This window comes from Psychrobacter sp. ASPA161_9 (assembly GCF_051970275.1).
GTDB lineage: Bacteria > Pseudomonadota > Gammaproteobacteria > Pseudomonadales > Moraxellaceae > Psychrobacter.
In genome coordinates this window covers 116,030-133,644 of record NZ_JBEFNI010000010.1, presented here as the reverse complement: position 1 = coordinate 133,644, position 17,615 = coordinate 116,030, and the positions used below count along the sequence as shown (strand labels likewise).

14 protein-coding genes are annotated in these 17,615 nt (G+C 42.6%); 8 read left to right on the top strand and 6 right to left on the bottom strand.

The window, feature by feature from the left end:
- A partial coding sequence (locus ACTQ9S_RS12100) for an AAA family ATPase (RefSeq protein WP_440455066.1) occupies positions 1 to 204 on the bottom strand: 204 nt, incomplete at its 3' end.
- A 230-nt stretch (positions 205 to 434) separates the two neighbouring features.
- On the opposite strand from ACTQ9S_RS12100, the gene ACTQ9S_RS12095 reads away from it, so the two are divergent.
- From ACTQ9S_RS12095 to ACTQ9S_RS12080, 4 genes are all read left to right on the top strand, one after another.
- Complete coding sequence (locus ACTQ9S_RS12095; RefSeq protein ID WP_440455065.1) at positions 435 to 1,454, top strand: lipoate--protein ligase; 1,020 nt, start codon at positions 435 to 437, stop codon at positions 1,452 to 1,454.
- Between the two features lie 218 nt (positions 1,455 to 1,672).
- A complete protein-coding gene (locus tag ACTQ9S_RS12090; RefSeq protein WP_440455064.1) occupies positions 1,673 to 3,142 on the top strand; it encodes a PAAR domain-containing protein in 1,470 nt (489 codons plus the stop codon).
- A 78-nt stretch (positions 3,143 to 3,220) separates the two neighbouring features.
- On the top strand, positions 3,221 to 3,709 hold the full coding sequence (locus ACTQ9S_RS12085) for a hypothetical protein (RefSeq protein ID WP_440455063.1): 489 nt from the start codon (positions 3,221 to 3,223) through the stop codon (positions 3,707 to 3,709).
- Between the two features lie 21 nt (positions 3,710 to 3,730).
- Positions 3,731 to 4,306: a tetratricopeptide repeat protein gene (locus tag ACTQ9S_RS12080; RefSeq protein ID WP_440455062.1), complete on the top strand. Its 576-nt coding sequence runs from the start codon at positions 3,731 to 3,733 to the stop codon at positions 4,304 to 4,306.
- A 94-nt stretch (positions 4,307 to 4,400) separates the two neighbouring features.
- Here ACTQ9S_RS12080 and ACTQ9S_RS12075 read toward each other — a convergent pair whose 3' ends face one another.
- A complete protein-coding gene (locus tag ACTQ9S_RS12075; protein ID WP_440455069.1) occupies positions 4,401 to 6,509 on the bottom strand; it encodes an FAD-dependent oxidoreductase in 2,109 nt (702 codons plus the stop codon).
- Positions 6,510 to 7,045: 536 nt separating this feature from the next.
- Here ACTQ9S_RS12075 and ACTQ9S_RS12070 point away from each other — a divergent pair.
- Positions 7,046 to 8,710: an AMP-binding protein gene (locus ACTQ9S_RS12070; protein ID WP_350655624.1), complete on the top strand. Its 1,665-nt coding sequence runs from the start codon at positions 7,046 to 7,048 to the stop codon at positions 8,708 to 8,710.
- Between the two features lie 176 nt (positions 8,711 to 8,886).
- Here ACTQ9S_RS12070 and ACTQ9S_RS12065 read toward each other — a convergent pair whose 3' ends face one another.
- From ACTQ9S_RS12065 to hemA, 4 genes are all read right to left on the bottom strand, one after another.
- Complete coding sequence (locus ACTQ9S_RS12065; RefSeq protein WP_068325558.1) at positions 8,887 to 9,306, bottom strand: DUF6691 family protein; 420 nt, start codon at positions 9,304 to 9,306, stop codon at positions 8,887 to 8,889.
- Positions 9,307 to 9,383: 77 nt separating this feature from the next.
- Entirely contained in the window at positions 9,384 to 9,821 is a 438-nt protein-coding gene (locus tag ACTQ9S_RS12060) for a YeeE/YedE family protein (protein ID WP_350655625.1), read from the bottom strand.
- Positions 9,822 to 9,979: 158 nt separating this feature from the next.
- On the bottom strand, positions 9,980 to 11,116 hold the full coding sequence (locus ACTQ9S_RS12055; RefSeq protein ID WP_350655626.1) for an aminotransferase class V-fold PLP-dependent enzyme: 1,137 nt from the start codon (positions 11,114 to 11,116) through the stop codon (positions 9,980 to 9,982).
- A 547-nt stretch (positions 11,117 to 11,663) separates the two neighbouring features.
- Complete coding sequence (gene hemA, locus ACTQ9S_RS12050; protein ID WP_068033968.1) at positions 11,664 to 13,070, bottom strand: glutamyl-tRNA reductase; 1,407 nt, start codon at positions 13,068 to 13,070, stop codon at positions 11,664 to 11,666.
- A gap of 590 nt (positions 13,071 to 13,660) precedes the next feature.
- Here hemA and ACTQ9S_RS12045 point away from each other — a divergent pair.
- The 3 genes from ACTQ9S_RS12045 (at position 13,661) to ispE (ending at position 17,531) form a co-directional block, all read left to right on the top strand.
- On the top strand, positions 13,661 to 15,739 hold the full coding sequence (locus ACTQ9S_RS12045) for a tetratricopeptide repeat protein (protein ID WP_440455061.1): 2,079 nt from the start codon (positions 13,661 to 13,663) through the stop codon (positions 15,737 to 15,739).
- A 165-nt stretch (positions 15,740 to 15,904) separates the two neighbouring features.
- Entirely contained in the window at positions 15,905 to 16,537 is a 633-nt protein-coding gene (lolB, locus tag ACTQ9S_RS12040; protein WP_068033963.1) for a lipoprotein insertase outer membrane protein LolB, read from the top strand.
- 28 nt (positions 16,538 to 16,565) lie between these two features.
- On the top strand, positions 16,566 to 17,531 hold the full coding sequence (gene ispE, locus ACTQ9S_RS12035) for a 4-(cytidine 5'-diphospho)-2-C-methyl-D-erythritol kinase (RefSeq protein ID WP_350655628.1): 966 nt from the start codon (positions 16,566 to 16,568) through the stop codon (positions 17,529 to 17,531).
- Positions 17,532 to 17,615 lie beyond the last annotated feature (84 nt).

Genomic DNA, 17,615 nt, shown 5'->3' with positions numbered 1-17,615 from the left:
GGTAATTCTTATTTTATGAAACTCTAGAAAAGCAAATCTTATAAAGTCACAGTTTAAAACATTAGCTATAATGTGTATCAACGTAGACTTTCCAGTACCATTTTCTCCAAACAAAATATTTAGAGTAGGTGTGAAAAATATATCTAAATCATACCTATTATGTATACCTTCTAATTCAACTCGTTCTATAGTATGTTTAATCATTTCGCACCCTTTAGAATATTTTTCTTAATTGAATATAACTAATATATAGGATTAACAGCTATGTTATTTACAAGCATATTTTGTCAAACGCTCACAATATTACTCATTAAATCAACCATAGTCTAATACTTAAAGTCGATAGTATAGCTTAACCCAAGTTAAGCTTTTACATTATTGTATATAAAAATATTTGACCTAATTTGCGAAATCCCTACTAAAAAGGATAAATAATGAAACTGCGCATCTTAAAATCAAGCGTCACCAACCCGTGGTTTAACCTTGCGACCGAGGATTGGATATTCCAAGCGCTCAATCCCGACTCGCACACGCTATTCTTATGGCGCAATAGCGAGACCGTGGTCATCGGGCGCTCGCAAAACCCATGGGTGGAATGCAAAATCGATAAGATGGAAGAAGACGATGTATTTTTGGCACGGCGTCAGAGTGGCGGCGGCGCGGTATTTCATGATTTGGGTAATACCAACTTTACCTTTTTATCGCCCAAAGACGACTACGACCAAGAAGCGAACTTTACCATTATTATCAATGCATTAAAAAAGCTCGGCATAGACGCTGAATTGTCTGGTCGTAACGATATGCAAGTCGGTGATAAGAAGATATCAGGTAGCGCCTTTAAACATGCGGCGGATCGTAGCTTTCATCACGGCACGTTACTCGTCAATGCCAATATGCAAAAGCTGGGCGATTATCTTAATCCGCATCCGCTTAAGCTCAAAGCTAAAGGCATTAAGTCCGTACGCGCTCGCGTTGCCAACTTGGTTGAGTTTAATGAAAACATCAATCACGAGACCTTATCAAATGCAATTATTGATGCATTTTGTGAGTATTATTGTGACACTGATTATGGCGACACCACGCCAGTAGAAGAATTGGATGAAGCCAGTCTCGCCAAGCAGCCTAACCTGAATAAATACTATCAACAAATGACGGATTGGGATTGGCGCTTTGGCAAGACCCCTGAATTTACGCATCACATTGAGACGCGCTTTGATTGGGGTATTATTGATTTGCATCTTGATGTGAAGCACGCAGTGATTAGCGAGGTGGTCATCTTCTCTGATGCGCTAAACGTTGAATTAATTGACCTATTAAAAGAGACGCTGACTGATATTAAATATGATAGACATGAAGTAAAAGCCAAGCTTGCTGAGCTCGGCAAAGCGCATTCTGATTTGGCAGCGCATATTGATGACGTGTCTGAGTGGTTGACTAGCGAAATGGAAGGTTAGATTTTTGCTTGTTATTAATAATGAATAAAGAGAGTCAAGTTCCTCTTGCAGTCAATTACTCAAAAGCCTTCATAGTTCACGCCGATTGAGCTTACCATATAATTTATACCTTTAAACAAACTTAAGTTTGATATTTAGCGTTATAGCCATCTATAATGTCACGCAAATAATAGATTTTTTTAAAATCTAAACTTCGGGCATTTAAGCAAGGTAGCACTATGGCAGCCTATATCACCGTTGGCGCAAAGACCTCTCATGGTGGGACGGTAATCTCCGGCTCACCGCACACCACTCATAACGGCATCCCTGTCTCGCGTAAAGGCGATAAAGTCATCTGTAAGAAATGCAAAAAAGTCACTACTATTCTTAGTGGTGACCCGTCATTTATTGTCGATGGTGCACCCATCGCACGTGGCGGCGATGTGACCAGCTGCGGCGCTAAGCTGATTGCTATTCAACAGTCGTTTTGTGAATCGGATTTTGAGGTGTTTGGGGTTGAGCAGCCAACGCCTTTGGTGTTTGCGAAGTCGGATTTACAAAATAACCTTTTTAAAGAGAAAGATAGGGGAGCGTATTTAACATTAAGCAAAATATATTTAAAAGATAATACCTACGTACCCATGGGTATTCCAAAGTTTAATGATTCCATCGCCAACGGACTGAAACACAGTAAAATTTATATTGAAGTAAAAATTCATAGCGGTACTTTTAAGAATTTAAAATTGAACATATCAGGTACAGGATCTGGAAGTTCAGGAGGCTCTGCACTTCTTGCTGAGAAGATAGGCATTTTTAGTGCAGGAGATACGGTTGCCTTTGAGTGGAATGGCTTTGTTAAAGATAAGTATGATAGCAGTATGCTTGTTCATGGAGAACAGGAGTTTAAGGTAACAGGGCAGTCTAAATCTGGTTTTTCTGCTGATCATTCAAAAAAGGTTAAGTTTGGATATAAACAAGAACAATGGGCAGACATTAAAATTAATAAACAGAATAAACGTATTGACGTAAGTTTACGTATTAATATTGCCGATACTATAGAATTCAGGGGCATTCCACCCTCTAAAGTAGCGGTAGAGGAAATCAAAGCCAGCCGCCTACTGAATAGAATGCTAGTAAAACCGAACATGACGGATAACGATTTGCTGAAACTTGCATCGGCTGGAGTAAAAAAGTATTGGAGTCGTAACCATAGTACTCATTCCCATATTAAGCCGCATGTTACTATTCAAAAACAAGTTTATCAAGTATATACCAAGGCCATATTATCCAATAAGAGGGCAACAAATCAGACAAAGATTACCTACAATACAAACGGTAAATTTGGACGATCGAACAACTTCCCTAAATTCCAAGAAGTAGTTTACAACACTGGCTGTTTGAAGAGAAGCGATGGTAGATGGGTCACTCGAAATGCAGATTATAGTAATAATAAGTTTGAAGAAACCTTTGCTCATGAGTTGGGCCATACCTTCGTTTCAGCCTACCGAGGTGATTATCGGTCATTAATTCATGAAGGCAGCTCTACTGTACTACAAGCACCAAATGATACATATCAATACCCTACAAAAGGAGAGTTAGATTTAATGAAATATGCTAGAGGAGAACCAAAAGATTTTTTTGAACGTGTGGTGGCTAATGAAACTGATGTTAAAGGTTTGTTATGGGCAAGCCGACTGGAGATTAATTAAGTGAAACTTAATATATTTTCTATGACTACAGTTATGATGTGCGTAGTGCTCACGGCGTGTGAAGCAAAGGTAGCTTACATGACTCCTCAGATCGAAGGACAGGTAATAGACAGAAGGACTAGCGAACCTGTTAGTAATGTTAAGGTCATATTAACGTCGAAGGATTTCGACGTAACAGACAATGATGGTAAATTTTTGATACCGCAGATTGAGTATCACTATAGAGTATTCCCTCCTAAGAGTTATGACTATAGTGATTATAGCGGTGCTGCTTTAATATTTATCAAAGATGACTACAAAGATAAATCCTACACATTAGGTAATTTACCCAGTACAAATACTGCTCAAGACCAAGAATCTTATAACGTAGATATCAAAAGGTATATCAATATGGGTAAAGTTTACTTGACTCCAGCGGATCCAAATATTTTAGAGATGCAAGAAGAGATCATATCAGACACGCTTGATTATTGTCAGCCTAACCAATCCCAAAAAGAAGTAGAGTGTATACCTGTACCAAAAGCCATGACCCATACACAGGTAAGTTCAATCCAGACTAGCAAATAAATGTTTACCTAAGAGATTTCGATGTATCAAAGAAAAATTATTCTTTTAACCCAGTCTATATTCCTAGCGACAGTGCTATCCAGTGGTTTGATAGTTTCTGCTTGCTCAGCAGAGTCATCAAACACAACGGTTTCATCCAATAAAAACACCGCTGCTGAAATATATGAACTCGGGCTAGCCTACTACGAGGGCGACTCAGTTCCTCAGGATTATGAAAAAGCCTTTAACTTATTCAAAAAATCCGCTGATCAAGAGTACGTTGAAGCTCAATTCAATCTCGGTGTGATGTACGAAAATGGAGTAGGTGTTAATCAAGACTACAAAAAAGCAATGCAGTCGTATTTATCAGCAGCTGATAATAGAGATTTTGATGCTCAAAATAATATAGGCTCACTCTACTATTTTGGTAAGGGCGTAGATCAGAACTATGCTAAAGCTTTGGACTGGTATACCAAAGCGGCTGATCAAGACAATCAACAAGCCAGCAATCGAATTGGTAGATTAGTTATGAATGGTAAAATCGACGATACAGGTATTACTATCTATAGCACTCAAGAAACTGGTCTCACATTGGGTGATATTGAAGAACCTTTGTAGAATTAAATAGAGCCACAATTTACGAAGCAAAAAACGGTAGGAGATCGCTACCCTACCGTCTCATTATTCTTACTATTGTTTTAAAATCCAAACCCTAAATCTGTACCGCAACCTCTGCCCCATCACGAATCGCGCGTTTGGCATCTAGCTCAGCCGCCAGTTTAGCGCCACCGATGAGATGATATTGTGCGTCTGGCGCATCACCGACATTTGGCATCAGGTCTACCACTGACTCTTGACCAGCACAGACCACCACGCTATCGACACGTAGTAGCTGGCTTTGCCCTTGATTGTTGGTGATCCAAATACCCTCATTGGTGATTTTTTCGTACTGGGCGCCCGATACTTGGATGACGCCATGCGATTTGACATGAGCGCGGTGTACCCAACCTGTGGTTTTATTGAGGCCGCGACCCAAGCGGCCTTTAGTGCGCTGCATGAGGTACACTTGGCGAATAGGCGTGATGCCTTCAGGCTTAATCAAGCCACCATCAGTTTGATAGCTAGGGTTAGCCGTGACACCCCACTCTTCGCGCCATTCACTAATCGACTGCGCCTTTGGACGATAGCTTGGATCTTTCAGCGTTTCAGGATCTAGCTCATCGAGCGGCTGACCATGACGCGCAGTGAGATATTCGCTGACATCAAAGCCAATACCACCAGCGCCAATGACAGCGACCGTATCACCGACTGATTTCTCACCAGATAGCAATTCTGCATAGCTCATTACCTGTGGCAAATCAGCACCTTCAAGCTTACCTGCTAAGCTTCTTGGCACTACGCCAGTAGCGACGATGACATGATGGAATTTGGCTTTCTCAAGCATTGCTTTATCGACTTTGGTATTAAGTTTGATCTCGACGCCTAAATGCTCAAGCTCGTTGATATAGTAGCGGATGGTCTCAAAGAATTCTTCTTTACCGGGGATAACTTTGGCATAGTTAAACTGCCCGCCCAAGATATCTTTGGCTTCAAACAGTGTCACTTCATGACCACGTAGCGCGGCAACGTGAGCCGCTGACATGCCAGCGACACCGCCACCGATGACCGCGACTTTTTGCGGCTTTTTGGTTTTCTTATAGACCAGCTCGGTCTCATGACACGCTTGCGGGTTGACCAGACAAGTTGAGCGTTTATTCTCAAAGGTATGATCGAGGCAAGCTTGGTTACACGCGATACAAGTATTGATACGGTCAGCTTCGCCATTTTTAGCTTTATTAACCCAGTTGGCATCAGCGAGAAACGGACGTGCCATTTGAATCAAGTCGGCCTGACCGTTAGCGACAATTTTTTCAGCGGTGTCTGGCATATTGATACGGTTCGCCGCCATCATCGGGATACTGATATGCTTCTTAATCTCAGCGGTAAAGTCAACAAAGGCAGCACGTGGTACGCTAGTGACAATCGTTGGTACACGCGCTTCATGCCAGCCAATACCAGTATTCATGATAGTCACGCCCGCTTCTTCTAGCGCTTTAGCCACAGTGATGACTTCATCCATGACATTGCCGTCTTTGACTAAGTCAATAACTGACAAACGGAATAGGATAATAAAATCTTCACCAGCTGCCGCGCGGACAGCCTTAACCACATCAACCGCAAACTTCATACGATTTTGAATATTGCCGCCGTATTCATCAGTACGTTTATTCACATGACGTGATAAGAATTGATTAAGTAGATAGCCTTCAGAGCCCATGATTTCGACACCATCATATCCCGCTTGCTTGGCAAGACGAGCTGAACGTGCAAAGTCTTTCACCGTCTGCTCGATGTTTTTAATACTCATCTTACGCGGTTTAAATGGCGAAATTGGTGATTTAATTGGACTGGCTGATACGGCAAAAGGATGATAGCCGTAGCGACCACTGTGCAAGATTTGCATGATGATTTTGCTATCATATTTATGCGCCGCACGAGTGACACGCTGATGGTTGATGACGTCAGCTCTCGTATTCATGGTGCCGCCAGCAGGCAACAACCAGCCTTCACGATTGGGTGAGATACCACCAGTGATCATCATCGCTACGCCACCTTTGGCACGCTCCGCAAAATACGCCGCCAGTTTACCGTAGTTATAAAAACGATCCTCAAGTCCCGTATGCATAGAGCCCATAACCACACGGTTTTTGAGGGTGGTAAAGCCCAAATCTAATGGCTCAAATAGATGAGGGTAATGCTTAGCCGCATTGGTAGCATCCATAGTTGTGTCAGTGCTAGCAATACGATCAGAAGTTTTAGTGTTTGAGTTTTTTGGGCTTGCGGTATTAGGGCTGGCGCTCATATCATTGTCCTTATGAATTAATGGGTTGTAACTGTTATAACTTGCTCACAATAATCTGATGTCATCGGCAACCTAATTTCCCATACGGTAGTACAGCCTACTTTCGGCTTTCTTGTATTCATGTCATTGAGTATGAGGTATATTAGGCTTAAGAATGTTAAATATTTAATGATTCAGTGTTAATTCTATCGTAACACACCGCTATTATTATCAGCTACGCAGACAAGCGACTGACGAGTGAACAGTATGTTTACAACACCATGTTCATAACATTATTTGCCATGCCTTTTGTTTATGCCGCATAGTTAAGTAAAGGCCACAAAACAAGCTCGCTTTCTAAGTACAGTTGTCTATAATAAACGGGTTAAATGTTAGTAAAGATAGCTATTAACATGCAAAATCCAATATAAAAAACCGCTAAATCCATAATACGATAAAGATAAAGGACTATCCCTATGACCGACTTTCACACGGGTCTCGGCAAAAATGCAGCCAACTACCAACCGCTTACCCCAATTGATTTTATTATCCGTAGTGCGCAAGTCTATCCTGACAAGACCGCTATCATCTATGACGATTTAGAGCAAAATGATCTCACCCAAACGTGGCAACAAACTTATGATCGTTGCAGACAATTGGCTGATGGCCTGCGTAAGCTTGGTATTGATAAGAATGATACGGTCGCGGTCATGATGCCGAATACCCCAGCGATGGTCGAGTGTGCCTTTGGTGTACCGATGTCAGGCGGCGTACTTTGTACCCTAAATACGCGTCTCGATATCAATGCTCTTACCTTTTGTTTACAGCATTCAGAAGCAAAAGTGTTAATTTTAGATAGCGAATTTGCTGAGCATGCTGAGATTATCGACGAAGCTTTTCCAAACTTAATTGTTATTCATGCGACAGATGCTGCTGTCGATGTCGAGCGTTTTGGACAGATGAGCTATGAAGAGTTGGTTGCCAGCTCAGACAGCTTAGATAATTGGGAAAAGCCAGCAGACGAATGGGAAGCTATCGCGCTCAATTATACTTCTGGTACCACAGGCAAGCCTAAAGGTGTGGTCTACCATCATCGCGGTGCCACTCTCAATGCTGTATCCAACATTTTAGATTGGGATATGCCCAAACATCCAATGTACTTATGGACGCTCCCACTATTTCATTGCAATGGATGGTGCTTTCCGTGGACTATCGCTGAGCGTGCTGGCGTCAACGTCTGCTTGCGTAAAATTGACGGCAATTTGATTTTGCAGCTGATTGCTAAGCATAAAGTGACTCATTATTGCTCAGCGCCTGTCGTACATAATATGATCGCAAGTGGCAAGCCTGAGTATAAAGAAGCGATTAACCATCAAGTTAATGGTTGGGTCGCTGGGGCGCCACCGTCTGAAACCATGCTGGCAGAGATGGAAGCCATGGGTTTTCATATCTCTCATGTTTATGGTCTCACTGAAGTATATGGACCAGTCACTGTCTGCGCTGAACAAGAAGAGTGGGATGAGCTTGATGTTGCTGCACGTGCGCAGAAAAAATCGCGTCAAGGCGTGACTTCGCATCTAATGACTGGCTTTGAGGTGTTTAAACAAGGCACGACTGAACCAGTTGCGGCTGATGGTGAGGAAATGGGCGAGCTGGCATTACGCGGCAATATGGTGATGAAAGGCTACCTAAAGAGCCGTAAGGCGACCGAAGAAGCGTTTGCTGATGGCTGGTTCCGCACCGGTGATTTGGGTGTCAAATACCCTGACGGCTATATCAAAATTATGGATAGGCTCAAAGATATCATCATCTCAGGTGGCGAAAATATCTCTAGTATCGAAGTCGAAAACGTCTTGTATAAGTTGCCTGCGATTCAAAGCTGTGCTGTCGTTGCCGCCCCGCATGATAAATGGGGCGAAGTACCAGTGGCCTTTATCGAGATTCATGAAGGCAGCACCTTGCAGCGCGATACCGTGATGGAGCATTGCAAACAGCATTTAGCGGGTTTCAAAGTACCTAAATACATCATCTTTGCTGAAATTCCAAAAACCAGTACGGGTAAAGTACAAAAATTTGAGCTGCGTCAAGCGGCCAAGTCATTGGCTCATGAAACCCCAAAAGTTACTCCAAGTGCAACATAGCCAATAACTTAATAGCCAGTAACATTCTAAGTTATTGGCTATTAAATTGAAGTCATAAAAAAGGTCAGCCTAATTGAATTTAGGCTGACCTTTTGTTGTTAACACTGCATTGACTCTATAATAAGTAAGGCTATTATTTCTTATAATATTTTTGAGAGCTATCAACCAAGCCCATGCTAATTAAGCTTTGGCTCAAGCCATTGATAAACCAGCATCCCTATTATCATCGCTGGAATAAATACATAAGCCTGCCACTGTCCGGTACCAAGCAGTACAATACCTGGCCCTGGGCAAATACCCACCAAACCCCAACCGATACCAAATAACATCGCCCCGATTAATAGCTTTTTATTGATAACCGTCTTGCTGGGCATATCAATTGAGGTGCCAATCCAGCTGGTCTGTTGACGCTTGGCTAAGCGTACGCCGACAATCGCCACCGCAAGACCACCACCCATCACCAGTGCTAGAGAGATATCCCACGCACCAAAGACATCTAAGAACCCTTGTACTTTCACAGGATCGGTCATACCTGATACCAGTAATCCAAACCCGAACAATAACCCTGCCAGTAATCCAATTATATTTTTTAGCATTGTTGTATCTCGCTATTATCTTTTATTAACAGTGTTGAGCGCCGTCTGTGCAATATGCTACCTATACCGCTTAACATTTACAGTAGCCCTAGTACATGTCGACCGATATAGACGGTCACGATACCAAAGAACATAAAAGTCGCCGTTGCCGCCATAGAGCGTGGTGACATGCGCGCATTACCACAAATACCATGGCCACTCGTACAACCTGAGCCTAGACGCGTACCGAAGCCAACCAGCAAACCTGCGCCGATTAATAATGGTAAAGAAGTACTGACTTCCACATCAGGGAGCGGTCTTGCCAGCTTATACAGCAGTGGCGAGGCAACGAGACCAAGTATGAATAATACCTGCCACATCTCGACGCGCTTGGGTTTGAGCAGGCTTGAAAAAATACCACTTATACCTGCAATACGTCCAATACCCAGTAGCAGTATGACGGTCGCTACCCCTAGCATTAAACCACCTACTAGGGAGATTGGAGTAAATGCTTGCCAGTCTACTTGTATACTCATAACGCATTACCTATCAGTTTTTATTAAGTATTTACTTGGTTTATGATTTATTAAAATATATTATATTATAAAACATAATAAAAAGGTAAAAAATACTGAACCCAGTATTACAAAGGCTCAGTATTTTTTAGCTAGAAGTATCTTATTAGATAGAGGTATTATTTAGCCAATACTTCGTCAAGCACTGACTCAAAACGCTGTACCGCACCGTCAATATCCGTCAGCTTATCTAAGCCGAATAATCCTAAACGGAAGGTTTTGAAGCTCTCAGGCTCACCCACTTTCAATGGTACGCCAGAGGCAATCTGCATGCCAGCTTCAGCGAAGGCGCTACCTTTATGCATATCGTCACGTTCAGTATAAGAAACGACCACCCCAGGAGCTTTAAAGCCATCGGCAGCGACGCTCTCAATGCCTTTATCTTCTAGTACTTTACGGACACGTTTGCCCAATTCCCACTGCGCGTCACACAATTTATCAAGGCCGATTTTTTTCGCTTCATTAATAGTATCGCGGAACTGACGCAAGCTATCAGTTGGCATCGTGGCATGATAAGCATGACCACCATTCTCATAGGCGCGCATGATATTTAACCACTGCTTTAAATCAAGGCTAAAGCTATTTGATTCGGTACTGTCTACTTTTTTAACAGCAGCATCGCTTAGCATAACGAGACCGGCACAAGGAGTGCTGCTCCAGCCTTTTTGCGGGGCGCTGATAAGCACATCAATACCCAACGCTTTCATATCCAACCAGACGCAACCTGAAGCAATACAGTCAATCACTAATAAGCCACCGACGCTATGAGTCGCATCTGCTAACGCTTTGATATAATCTTCTGGCAAGATGATACCGGCTGATGTCTCGACATGCGGAGCAAAAACGATCGCTGGTTTTTGTTCTTTAATTTTAGCAACGGCGGTTTCGATATCGACGGGTGCAAACGGTTTTGGCGCATCGGTATCTTCAGTACGATCAGCGGTTAAAACCGTAGACGACTTGGCAATGTTGCCTTTTTCTAGAATTTGCGTCCAGCGATAGCTGAACCAACCGTTACGGATGATTAGACAGTCTTGATCTTTTGCTAACTGGGCGGCAACTGCTTCCATGCCATAAGTACCAGAGCCTGGAACGATGGCGACTGCGTCAGCATTATAAACTGATTTGAGCTCGCTAGATAAGTCATTCATTACTTGCTGAAAGACTTTGGACATATGATTAAGGGCGCGGTCAGTATAAACCACTGAATACTCTAATAAACCTTCTGGGTCGATATCTTGACGTAATGCAGTCATGGGACATTCCTTGTTTGTTGTTAGATTATTTAGATGTTATTAAGCTTTGGTTGTGACAAAGCTTGGTTACAGCATAATTTAGCTACTAAGTTTAGGCGCTAATATAGATATAACTAACTAGGTAACAATGTTGAATCATGGTTGAGTAATCGCTGAATAACAGATATCAACTAATGAATACCAAATAATGATAGAGGGTATGACATAGGATTGACGATATAGCACTTTATCCTAGCGCTATTGCCGTTGGTGATTGTGTCTTGTACATCTTAGGTTTTATGAAAAACGAAGTCATACATGACGTTTGCGCCATTATAGGTGCTACGCGGCGGTAGGCGAGTAATAATGGTCACTGACAACTTGTCAAAGCAAAACATATTAAACTAAAATAAGCGCGGTAATACTGATAGCTAAGACCGCCTTATTATCATTTAATACCAACATGACAGCTTGATATTAGCACTGATAATGTCGGTTGACAACGGTTTGTTCATGTAACGATATAGCCTGCGCAATTTACGATTTTCTCGCAACTAATAGCCGCTTATTAGCGTTTACGATAGGCATCATGCAGACCCGATACCACAAAGTCTAGTAATTCACTATCGCCTTCGCGGGCGGCCTTACGCATAAGCTTCGATGGCGCGTGGGTTAACGTTTGGGTGAGACGCCGTGATAGCTCAGTAATGATATCTTCAGCACTCGCATCCCCTTGCTCAAGCTTGGCAATAGACTCATGCAGCAGCTTATCAACTTGGGTATGAGTGGACATCCGATAATGCTGAATATCTTTCCCTACTTGCCGTACTTGGAAGCTTCGCTCCATCTCAACGACCAGTTGGCTGACTAGCAGCTCAGCATCGACAGCCGCTTGCCTACGCTGTTCAAGATTGCCTGCGATTACATGTTGCAGGTCATCGACAGAATAGAGGTAAACATCATCTATCCGACTGATGGTTGAATCGATATCACGCGGTACTGCCAAGTCTATCATCAGCATCGACCGATAACGACGACGTTTTAGCGCTTGTATGGCCATCGTTTTATCAATCAATAAATCCATACTACCACTACAGCTACTCACAATATCAGCCTCTGCCAATACTTGTGGCAGCTCTTGTAAGGATCTAACCTCCACCCTGCGGTTGGGATTACGTAGCTCAGCCGCCAAGGCCTCGGCACGCTCAGGATTGCGGTTGCAAATGATAATGCGCCCTACCCCAAGCCCTGCAATATGGGTCGCCACTAAGCGGTTCATCTCACCTGCCGCAACCACCAATAAGGTGCGACTAGGCAAATCATCAAAGATTTGGGTGACCAGTTTGGCCGCTGCAAAGCCGAGCGATACAGCTTGAGCGCCAACTTGGGTTTCATTGCGTACGCGTTTAGCCGCTGCAAACACCTGATCGACAACCCAGCCCAATTGATTGCTCAATGCATTTTCATCTTGCGCAAGATGCACGGCCCGTTTTATCTGACCGAGAATTTGCGGTTCGCCCAATATCATTGAGTCAAGGCCAGCGGCGACTCGTAGCCAATGGGTAAGCGCATGCGTATCACGATGCACATATAGATAAGGATCAATCTCAGTTAACGACAACTGCTTAAAGTTGGCAAGCCATGTTTTAATCTGCATAACGTGAGCGCTAATGGCAGCTGAGGAAACACTGGAGCTGGCAATAGTGTCGCTACTAAGCGTGTTATCATCTGATGCAAAATCATTATCGATAACTTGTAACTCTGGAATTTGCGAGGCTGATGAGTGAGGCAATGTTGTTTGAGGCACTAGAGCGTAGATTTCAGTACGGTTGCAAGTTGAAACAATCACGCTACCATCAGTAAAGACCTCTAACTGCTCAAGAGCGATGTTCACATCTTCACCCACAAGCGCCAAACGCTCTCGTAGAGCGACTGGTGCAGTTTTGTGATTAACCCCAATGACCACTAATCTCATTATCGATAGACCATAAACATAACGCTCACTGATATCATCAACTGTCACAAGGTGTCAAAAAGCAGCTGGCAAAAACATGCTCAGACACACCACAGTCGGACGTTAGCCGATGCATAAATGACGTGACGTTATTGATTTAAATAGGTTATATAGCAGATGCTTTGAATATAAAACCGCTTATTATATCATTGTTACTGGTTTTATTTAACACTCACCTATCTGCGATAGCTGTTTGCTTGTATCTGGGCACATGAACAACAAATCAACCGCAATATCTGCTTTTAATTATTATCATTAATATCTACTATATTGATACCCAATATAGAGACTTATTATTCTGTATAGACGAACCTAGTAGACAGTCTGAAGTAAAAATTGAGGGTAGCCAATCTCAAACTGATAACAATAATCAGTATGCTATTATTAAGGCAGAATTTTTAATACGTTTGCTTTTTTAGAGCAGTTGAACATCTTATCATGATGCTAATAGCGGTTATTTTGGCTTTCAGTTAACATGAGTACTATTGTTTACTGTAGTCATCCGCTTTTATAATAAAGTGTCTTTTTTTACTGGTGAATACCATTATTCTATGATTTTTTTTGGGTTGTTATTTCAATCAAAACTCGCGCTGCAACTTGCATATGACAGTCAGCTTAGTATTCAGGATTTGTTAGACAGCATTTTGTCTCGTCTACGTCAGCGCCGCAAGCTAACCTTATTGTTAGCCGCTTGGTTGTGCCTAGGAACTTCTGCTCATGCAAATTTCGTCGATACGCCGTCATTATTATGTACACCTGAGACAGTAATAGTAGATATTGCTAATGATGCTGCTGCTGCTGCTGATAGTTCTATCAAAAACAACAGCACTCGACATGCTGTGTTTCATAGAAATGGTGCTGAGATGACAATATCTCCATTGATGCCTAGCTCAATAATTGAAGATACTGACGATATTGATAGCTTTGATAATAATTTTGATGATAGTGATGAGTTAGAAGATAAGTCAGAGGAGCAATACCCAAATAGCACAGTCAACATTACTAGCTTACCCACAGCGACTGTGTTACAACCAAAGCTTAGCGAGCCTAGCCTATATGCGCTACTAGACGCTGAGTTTGCTGCTGATCGCGGTAATATTGAGCGTGCATTAACGCTTTATAAACAGCAGTCTTTTAAAGAAGATGCGACAGTGGTATTTGAGCGCGCGCTTAGTTTATCGTTGCGTCATGATAATGTGGGTGACTCATTACAATTTGCCAAAATGTGGCAAGATCAAAACCCTGACCATGTTCCTGCTTGGTTCTATGTGGCGCATTTAGCGCTTAAAGCTCACGATTACACCTTGGCGGGTGAGTCCTTAAACCGTATTTTACGCTATGATCCACGTACCGATTTGAGTGATATATTGATTGGTATTTATCCAACGATAGACAAAGATCAACGTGAGCTTCTAGAAGCCTTACAGCCAATTAATAGTGAACAAAATGCCTCGCTCTCAGTATTAAAAGCAGGTTTACTCTATCAGTTTAATGAGCATGAGATAGCAATTGTCCATATCAATCGAGCCTTATTAGGTCAGCCTGATTATGTTCCCTTTATTACCTTAAAAGCCGATATCTTGCGCAAGATCGAACCGGCAGAGACGGTAATCAATTATGTCAGCCAAGCACGCCTGCGTAATCCTGATAGTAAGAGTTTATACCTATATGAAATTCGCTATTTGCTTGATTTAAAGCAAAGCCAAGAAGCGTGGCAATTACTACTTGATGCCCATCAACGCTTTAATGATGATGCAGAGATTACTTTATTGGCTGCTTTAGTCAGCTTAGATATTGAAGAATATCGTAGCGCTGATCAACTGCTTAACATGTTGGCAAAAACTCCTACCTATCTTGATCAAGCTTACTATTATTTAGGTATTAGCGCGGAGCGGCAGCAACGCTTCGAGCAGGCCAAGTCCTACTTAAATAGCGTCATGCAAGAAGACTTGGTACTGGCTGCACGTAAAAAAGTCGTCGACTTTGAGCTCCTAGATGGCAATATTGATGCTGCAATAAAAACCTTAGACAAGCTCCGTGAACAATTTGCAGTCTTTGCGCCTGAAACTTATGTTTTACAAGCGAATATCCTATGGCAGCATGATAAGGCTGATGAAGCCTTACAGCTATTGACTCGCGTCAGTCGCAAGTACCCCAATAACCAAACGATAGTATTCGCCCGGGTCCAATTGCTTGACGATCGCAATGACTATATCGTTAAACGTACTTTGCTCAATCATTTGCAAGCACTAGATCCTAGCAACCTATCTTACCAGCTCAGCTACGCACAATTGCTGTTATCTAATGATCAAAACTCTGAACAAGGGTTAGAGCTTGCACAAGCGATTGTCCAAGTTCGTTTCGATGATCCACGTTACGATAATGAGCTGCATCTGCAAGCTCTAAACGTATTGGCTAGCAGTGCTTTGGCTAATGAAAACTATGGGCAAGTAATTAGTTACTTACAAACCCCTTATGATGTGCTGCCAACGTTGCGTTCAGGCGTACTCTTGCTGCGCGCTTATCAAGGATTAGGCGAAAGCGATAAGGTCAATGCATTATTAGAGGACTTGCAACAGCGCTTTTCATTCGGACAACATAACGTCAATGATCGCGTACAGCTCTATTAATGTTTCGTCGATTTAACGGTATTCATCTGCTTGTGTTATATACAATCGTTACTCATGCCGCCAATAAGTCTTTAACAACAGGGCATAACTGGGTAACAAATTGAGCGTAGTATTTTTTCATCGCTTTATTTTGATTTTAATTTTGTAAATTTTTGAGGAACACCTATGTCAGCCTTCTCAACAGCAATAAGCCATAAACCTAAAAAGTTAGCGGCGTTTGGTGCAGTTACCGCTGCGTTATTAATTACTTCTGGTTGTCAGTCTTTGCAGGGTACAAGTGCGACGAATAAACCCACCTCTCCTATCGTACAAGTACAAAAGCTCGATAATTTTAATATCACCGGCAAAATTGGGGTAACGACTCCTGCCAATGGGACAGCCGAAGCGCAAGGTGGTAGCGCCTTTTATGCATGGGGTCAGCAAAACGAGCGTTTTGCTATCGAGTTAATTGGGGCCTTAGGCATTGGCAAAACCAATATCGAATATAACGGCCAAACGGCAACATTGGTCAGTGAAAAGACAGGTACGTTAACCGCTGATAATCCTGAAACCTTGCTACAAAAAGCAACTGGCTGGCAAGCGCCTATCTCGCAGATGCCCTACTGGATATCTGGGCGTTCAGCACCTTCAGATACTGCGCCACAGCTAGACGCGCAAGGTAGGTTAATCAGCTCGGTCAATGGTCAATGGACGGCAAGCTTCACTTACAAGGGTACAGATAAACTACCTGCTAAGATTAGCGCCGTGCAGCCTGAAGGCCACAAAGTTATCATGACTATTAACCACCAAAGTAGTTAATAAATATAAAGAATAATGACTGCTATTTATGATTAAGAATGCTACCACTGCCAATAAAGTGATCAGCCGTTTGTCACCTGCAAAGATTAATTTATTTTTGCATATCACTGGTAAGCGCGCTGATGGCTATCACAACCTGCAAACGGTATTTCGCCTGCTCGATTGGGGCGACTATTTGCATTTTTTAGTCGCAGATAACGCGGTGGCTATTAGCACTGAGGATTCGTTAGACGTTAACAAGCTATGTGGTCAGTTATTGGCGTTAACTGGCGCAGAAACGATAACTACTAGTATAGAAGACAATTTAATCTTTAAAGCCACACGTGCGTTACTAGCGACTGCCATACAGTCAAACAAGCTACCTAAGCAGCTACCCCAAGTAAAAATAACCTTAGACAAGCATTTGCCGATGGGTGCAGGCTTGGGCGGCGGCTCTTCTAATGCCGCGACTACTTTATTGACATTAAATGAGATTTGGCAGCTTAACTTTACTCAAAATGAGCTGATAAAAATTGGTGCTACGATTGGCGCAGACGTGCCAATCTTTATTTTCGGGCAAGATGCTATTGCGATGGGTATTGGTGAGGAGCTGACAGCCATTGATTTGCCAGATCAGCATTATTTAATATTGACTCCTGATGCCCACGTCAATACTGCTAAGCTATTCGCTCATCCTAAATTACAGCATGATATCGCACCACTATCAATACAGACTATCCAAAATCAGTCTAGGAATTATACGCAAAATCTACTTGCACCCTACCACAATGTCTTTACTTCCGTAGTGAAAAGCCTCGCCCCTGCCGTTAATGAAGCGTTACGTTATTTGCAAGGCTTAGAAGAAGTAGCATTGGGTACAGCACGCATGACTGGCTCTGGTAGCGCGGTATTCCTGCCACTGGATGCAAGTGTGATTACTGATAAAAAGCTTTTGGCGAATTGGGTTGCAGATGCGCCTTGTCCAGCCTATGTGGTAAACAATTTACCATCTTAAACGCTAACTTGTGTAGGATGCATTTTACGCATCGAAAAGCTATGGATCGCTTAAAGATGGTGCGATGGGCGCACCCTACTCGAG

Excerpts from the sequence above, each read along its gene's own strand:
- ACTQ9S_RS12095 (WP_440455065.1), top strand. The coding sequence starts at position 435 with ATGAAACTGCGCATCTTAAAATCAAGCGTCACCAACCCGTGGTTTAAC.
- ACTQ9S_RS12090 (WP_440455064.1), top strand. The coding sequence starts at position 1,673 with ATGGCAGCCTATATCACCGTTGGCGCAAAGACCTCTCATGGTGGGACG.
- ACTQ9S_RS12085 (WP_440455063.1), top strand. The coding sequence starts at position 3,221 with ATGACTCCTCAGATCGAAGGACAGGTAATAGACAGAAGGACTAGCGAA.
- ACTQ9S_RS12080 (WP_440455062.1), top strand. The coding sequence starts at position 3,731 with ATGTATCAAAGAAAAATTATTCTTTTAACCCAGTCTATATTCCTAGCG.
- ACTQ9S_RS12075 (WP_440455069.1), bottom strand. The coding sequence starts at position 6,509 with ATGGATGCTACCAATGCGGCTAAGCATTACCCTCATCTATTTGAGCCA.
- ACTQ9S_RS12070 (WP_350655624.1), top strand. The coding sequence starts at position 7,046 with ATGACCGACTTTCACACGGGTCTCGGCAAAAATGCAGCCAACTACCAA.
- ACTQ9S_RS12065 (WP_068325558.1), bottom strand. The coding sequence starts at position 9,306 with ATGCTAAAAAATATAATTGGATTACTGGCAGGGTTATTGTTCGGGTTT.
- ACTQ9S_RS12060 (WP_350655625.1), bottom strand. The coding sequence starts at position 9,821 with ATGAGTATACAAGTAGACTGGCAAGCATTTACTCCAATCTCCCTAGTA.
- ACTQ9S_RS12055 (WP_350655626.1), bottom strand. The coding sequence starts at position 11,116 with ATGACTGCATTACGTCAAGATATCGACCCAGAAGGTTTATTAGAGTAT.
- hemA (WP_068033968.1), bottom strand. The coding sequence starts at position 13,070 with ATGAGATTAGTGGTCATTGGGGTTAATCACAAAACTGCACCAGTCGCT.
- ACTQ9S_RS12045 (WP_440455061.1), top strand. The coding sequence starts at position 13,661 with ATGATTTTTTTTGGGTTGTTATTTCAATCAAAACTCGCGCTGCAACTT.
- lolB (WP_068033963.1), top strand. The coding sequence starts at position 15,905 with ATGTCAGCCTTCTCAACAGCAATAAGCCATAAACCTAAAAAGTTAGCG.
- ispE (WP_350655628.1), top strand. The coding sequence starts at position 16,566 with ATGATTAAGAATGCTACCACTGCCAATAAAGTGATCAGCCGTTTGTCA.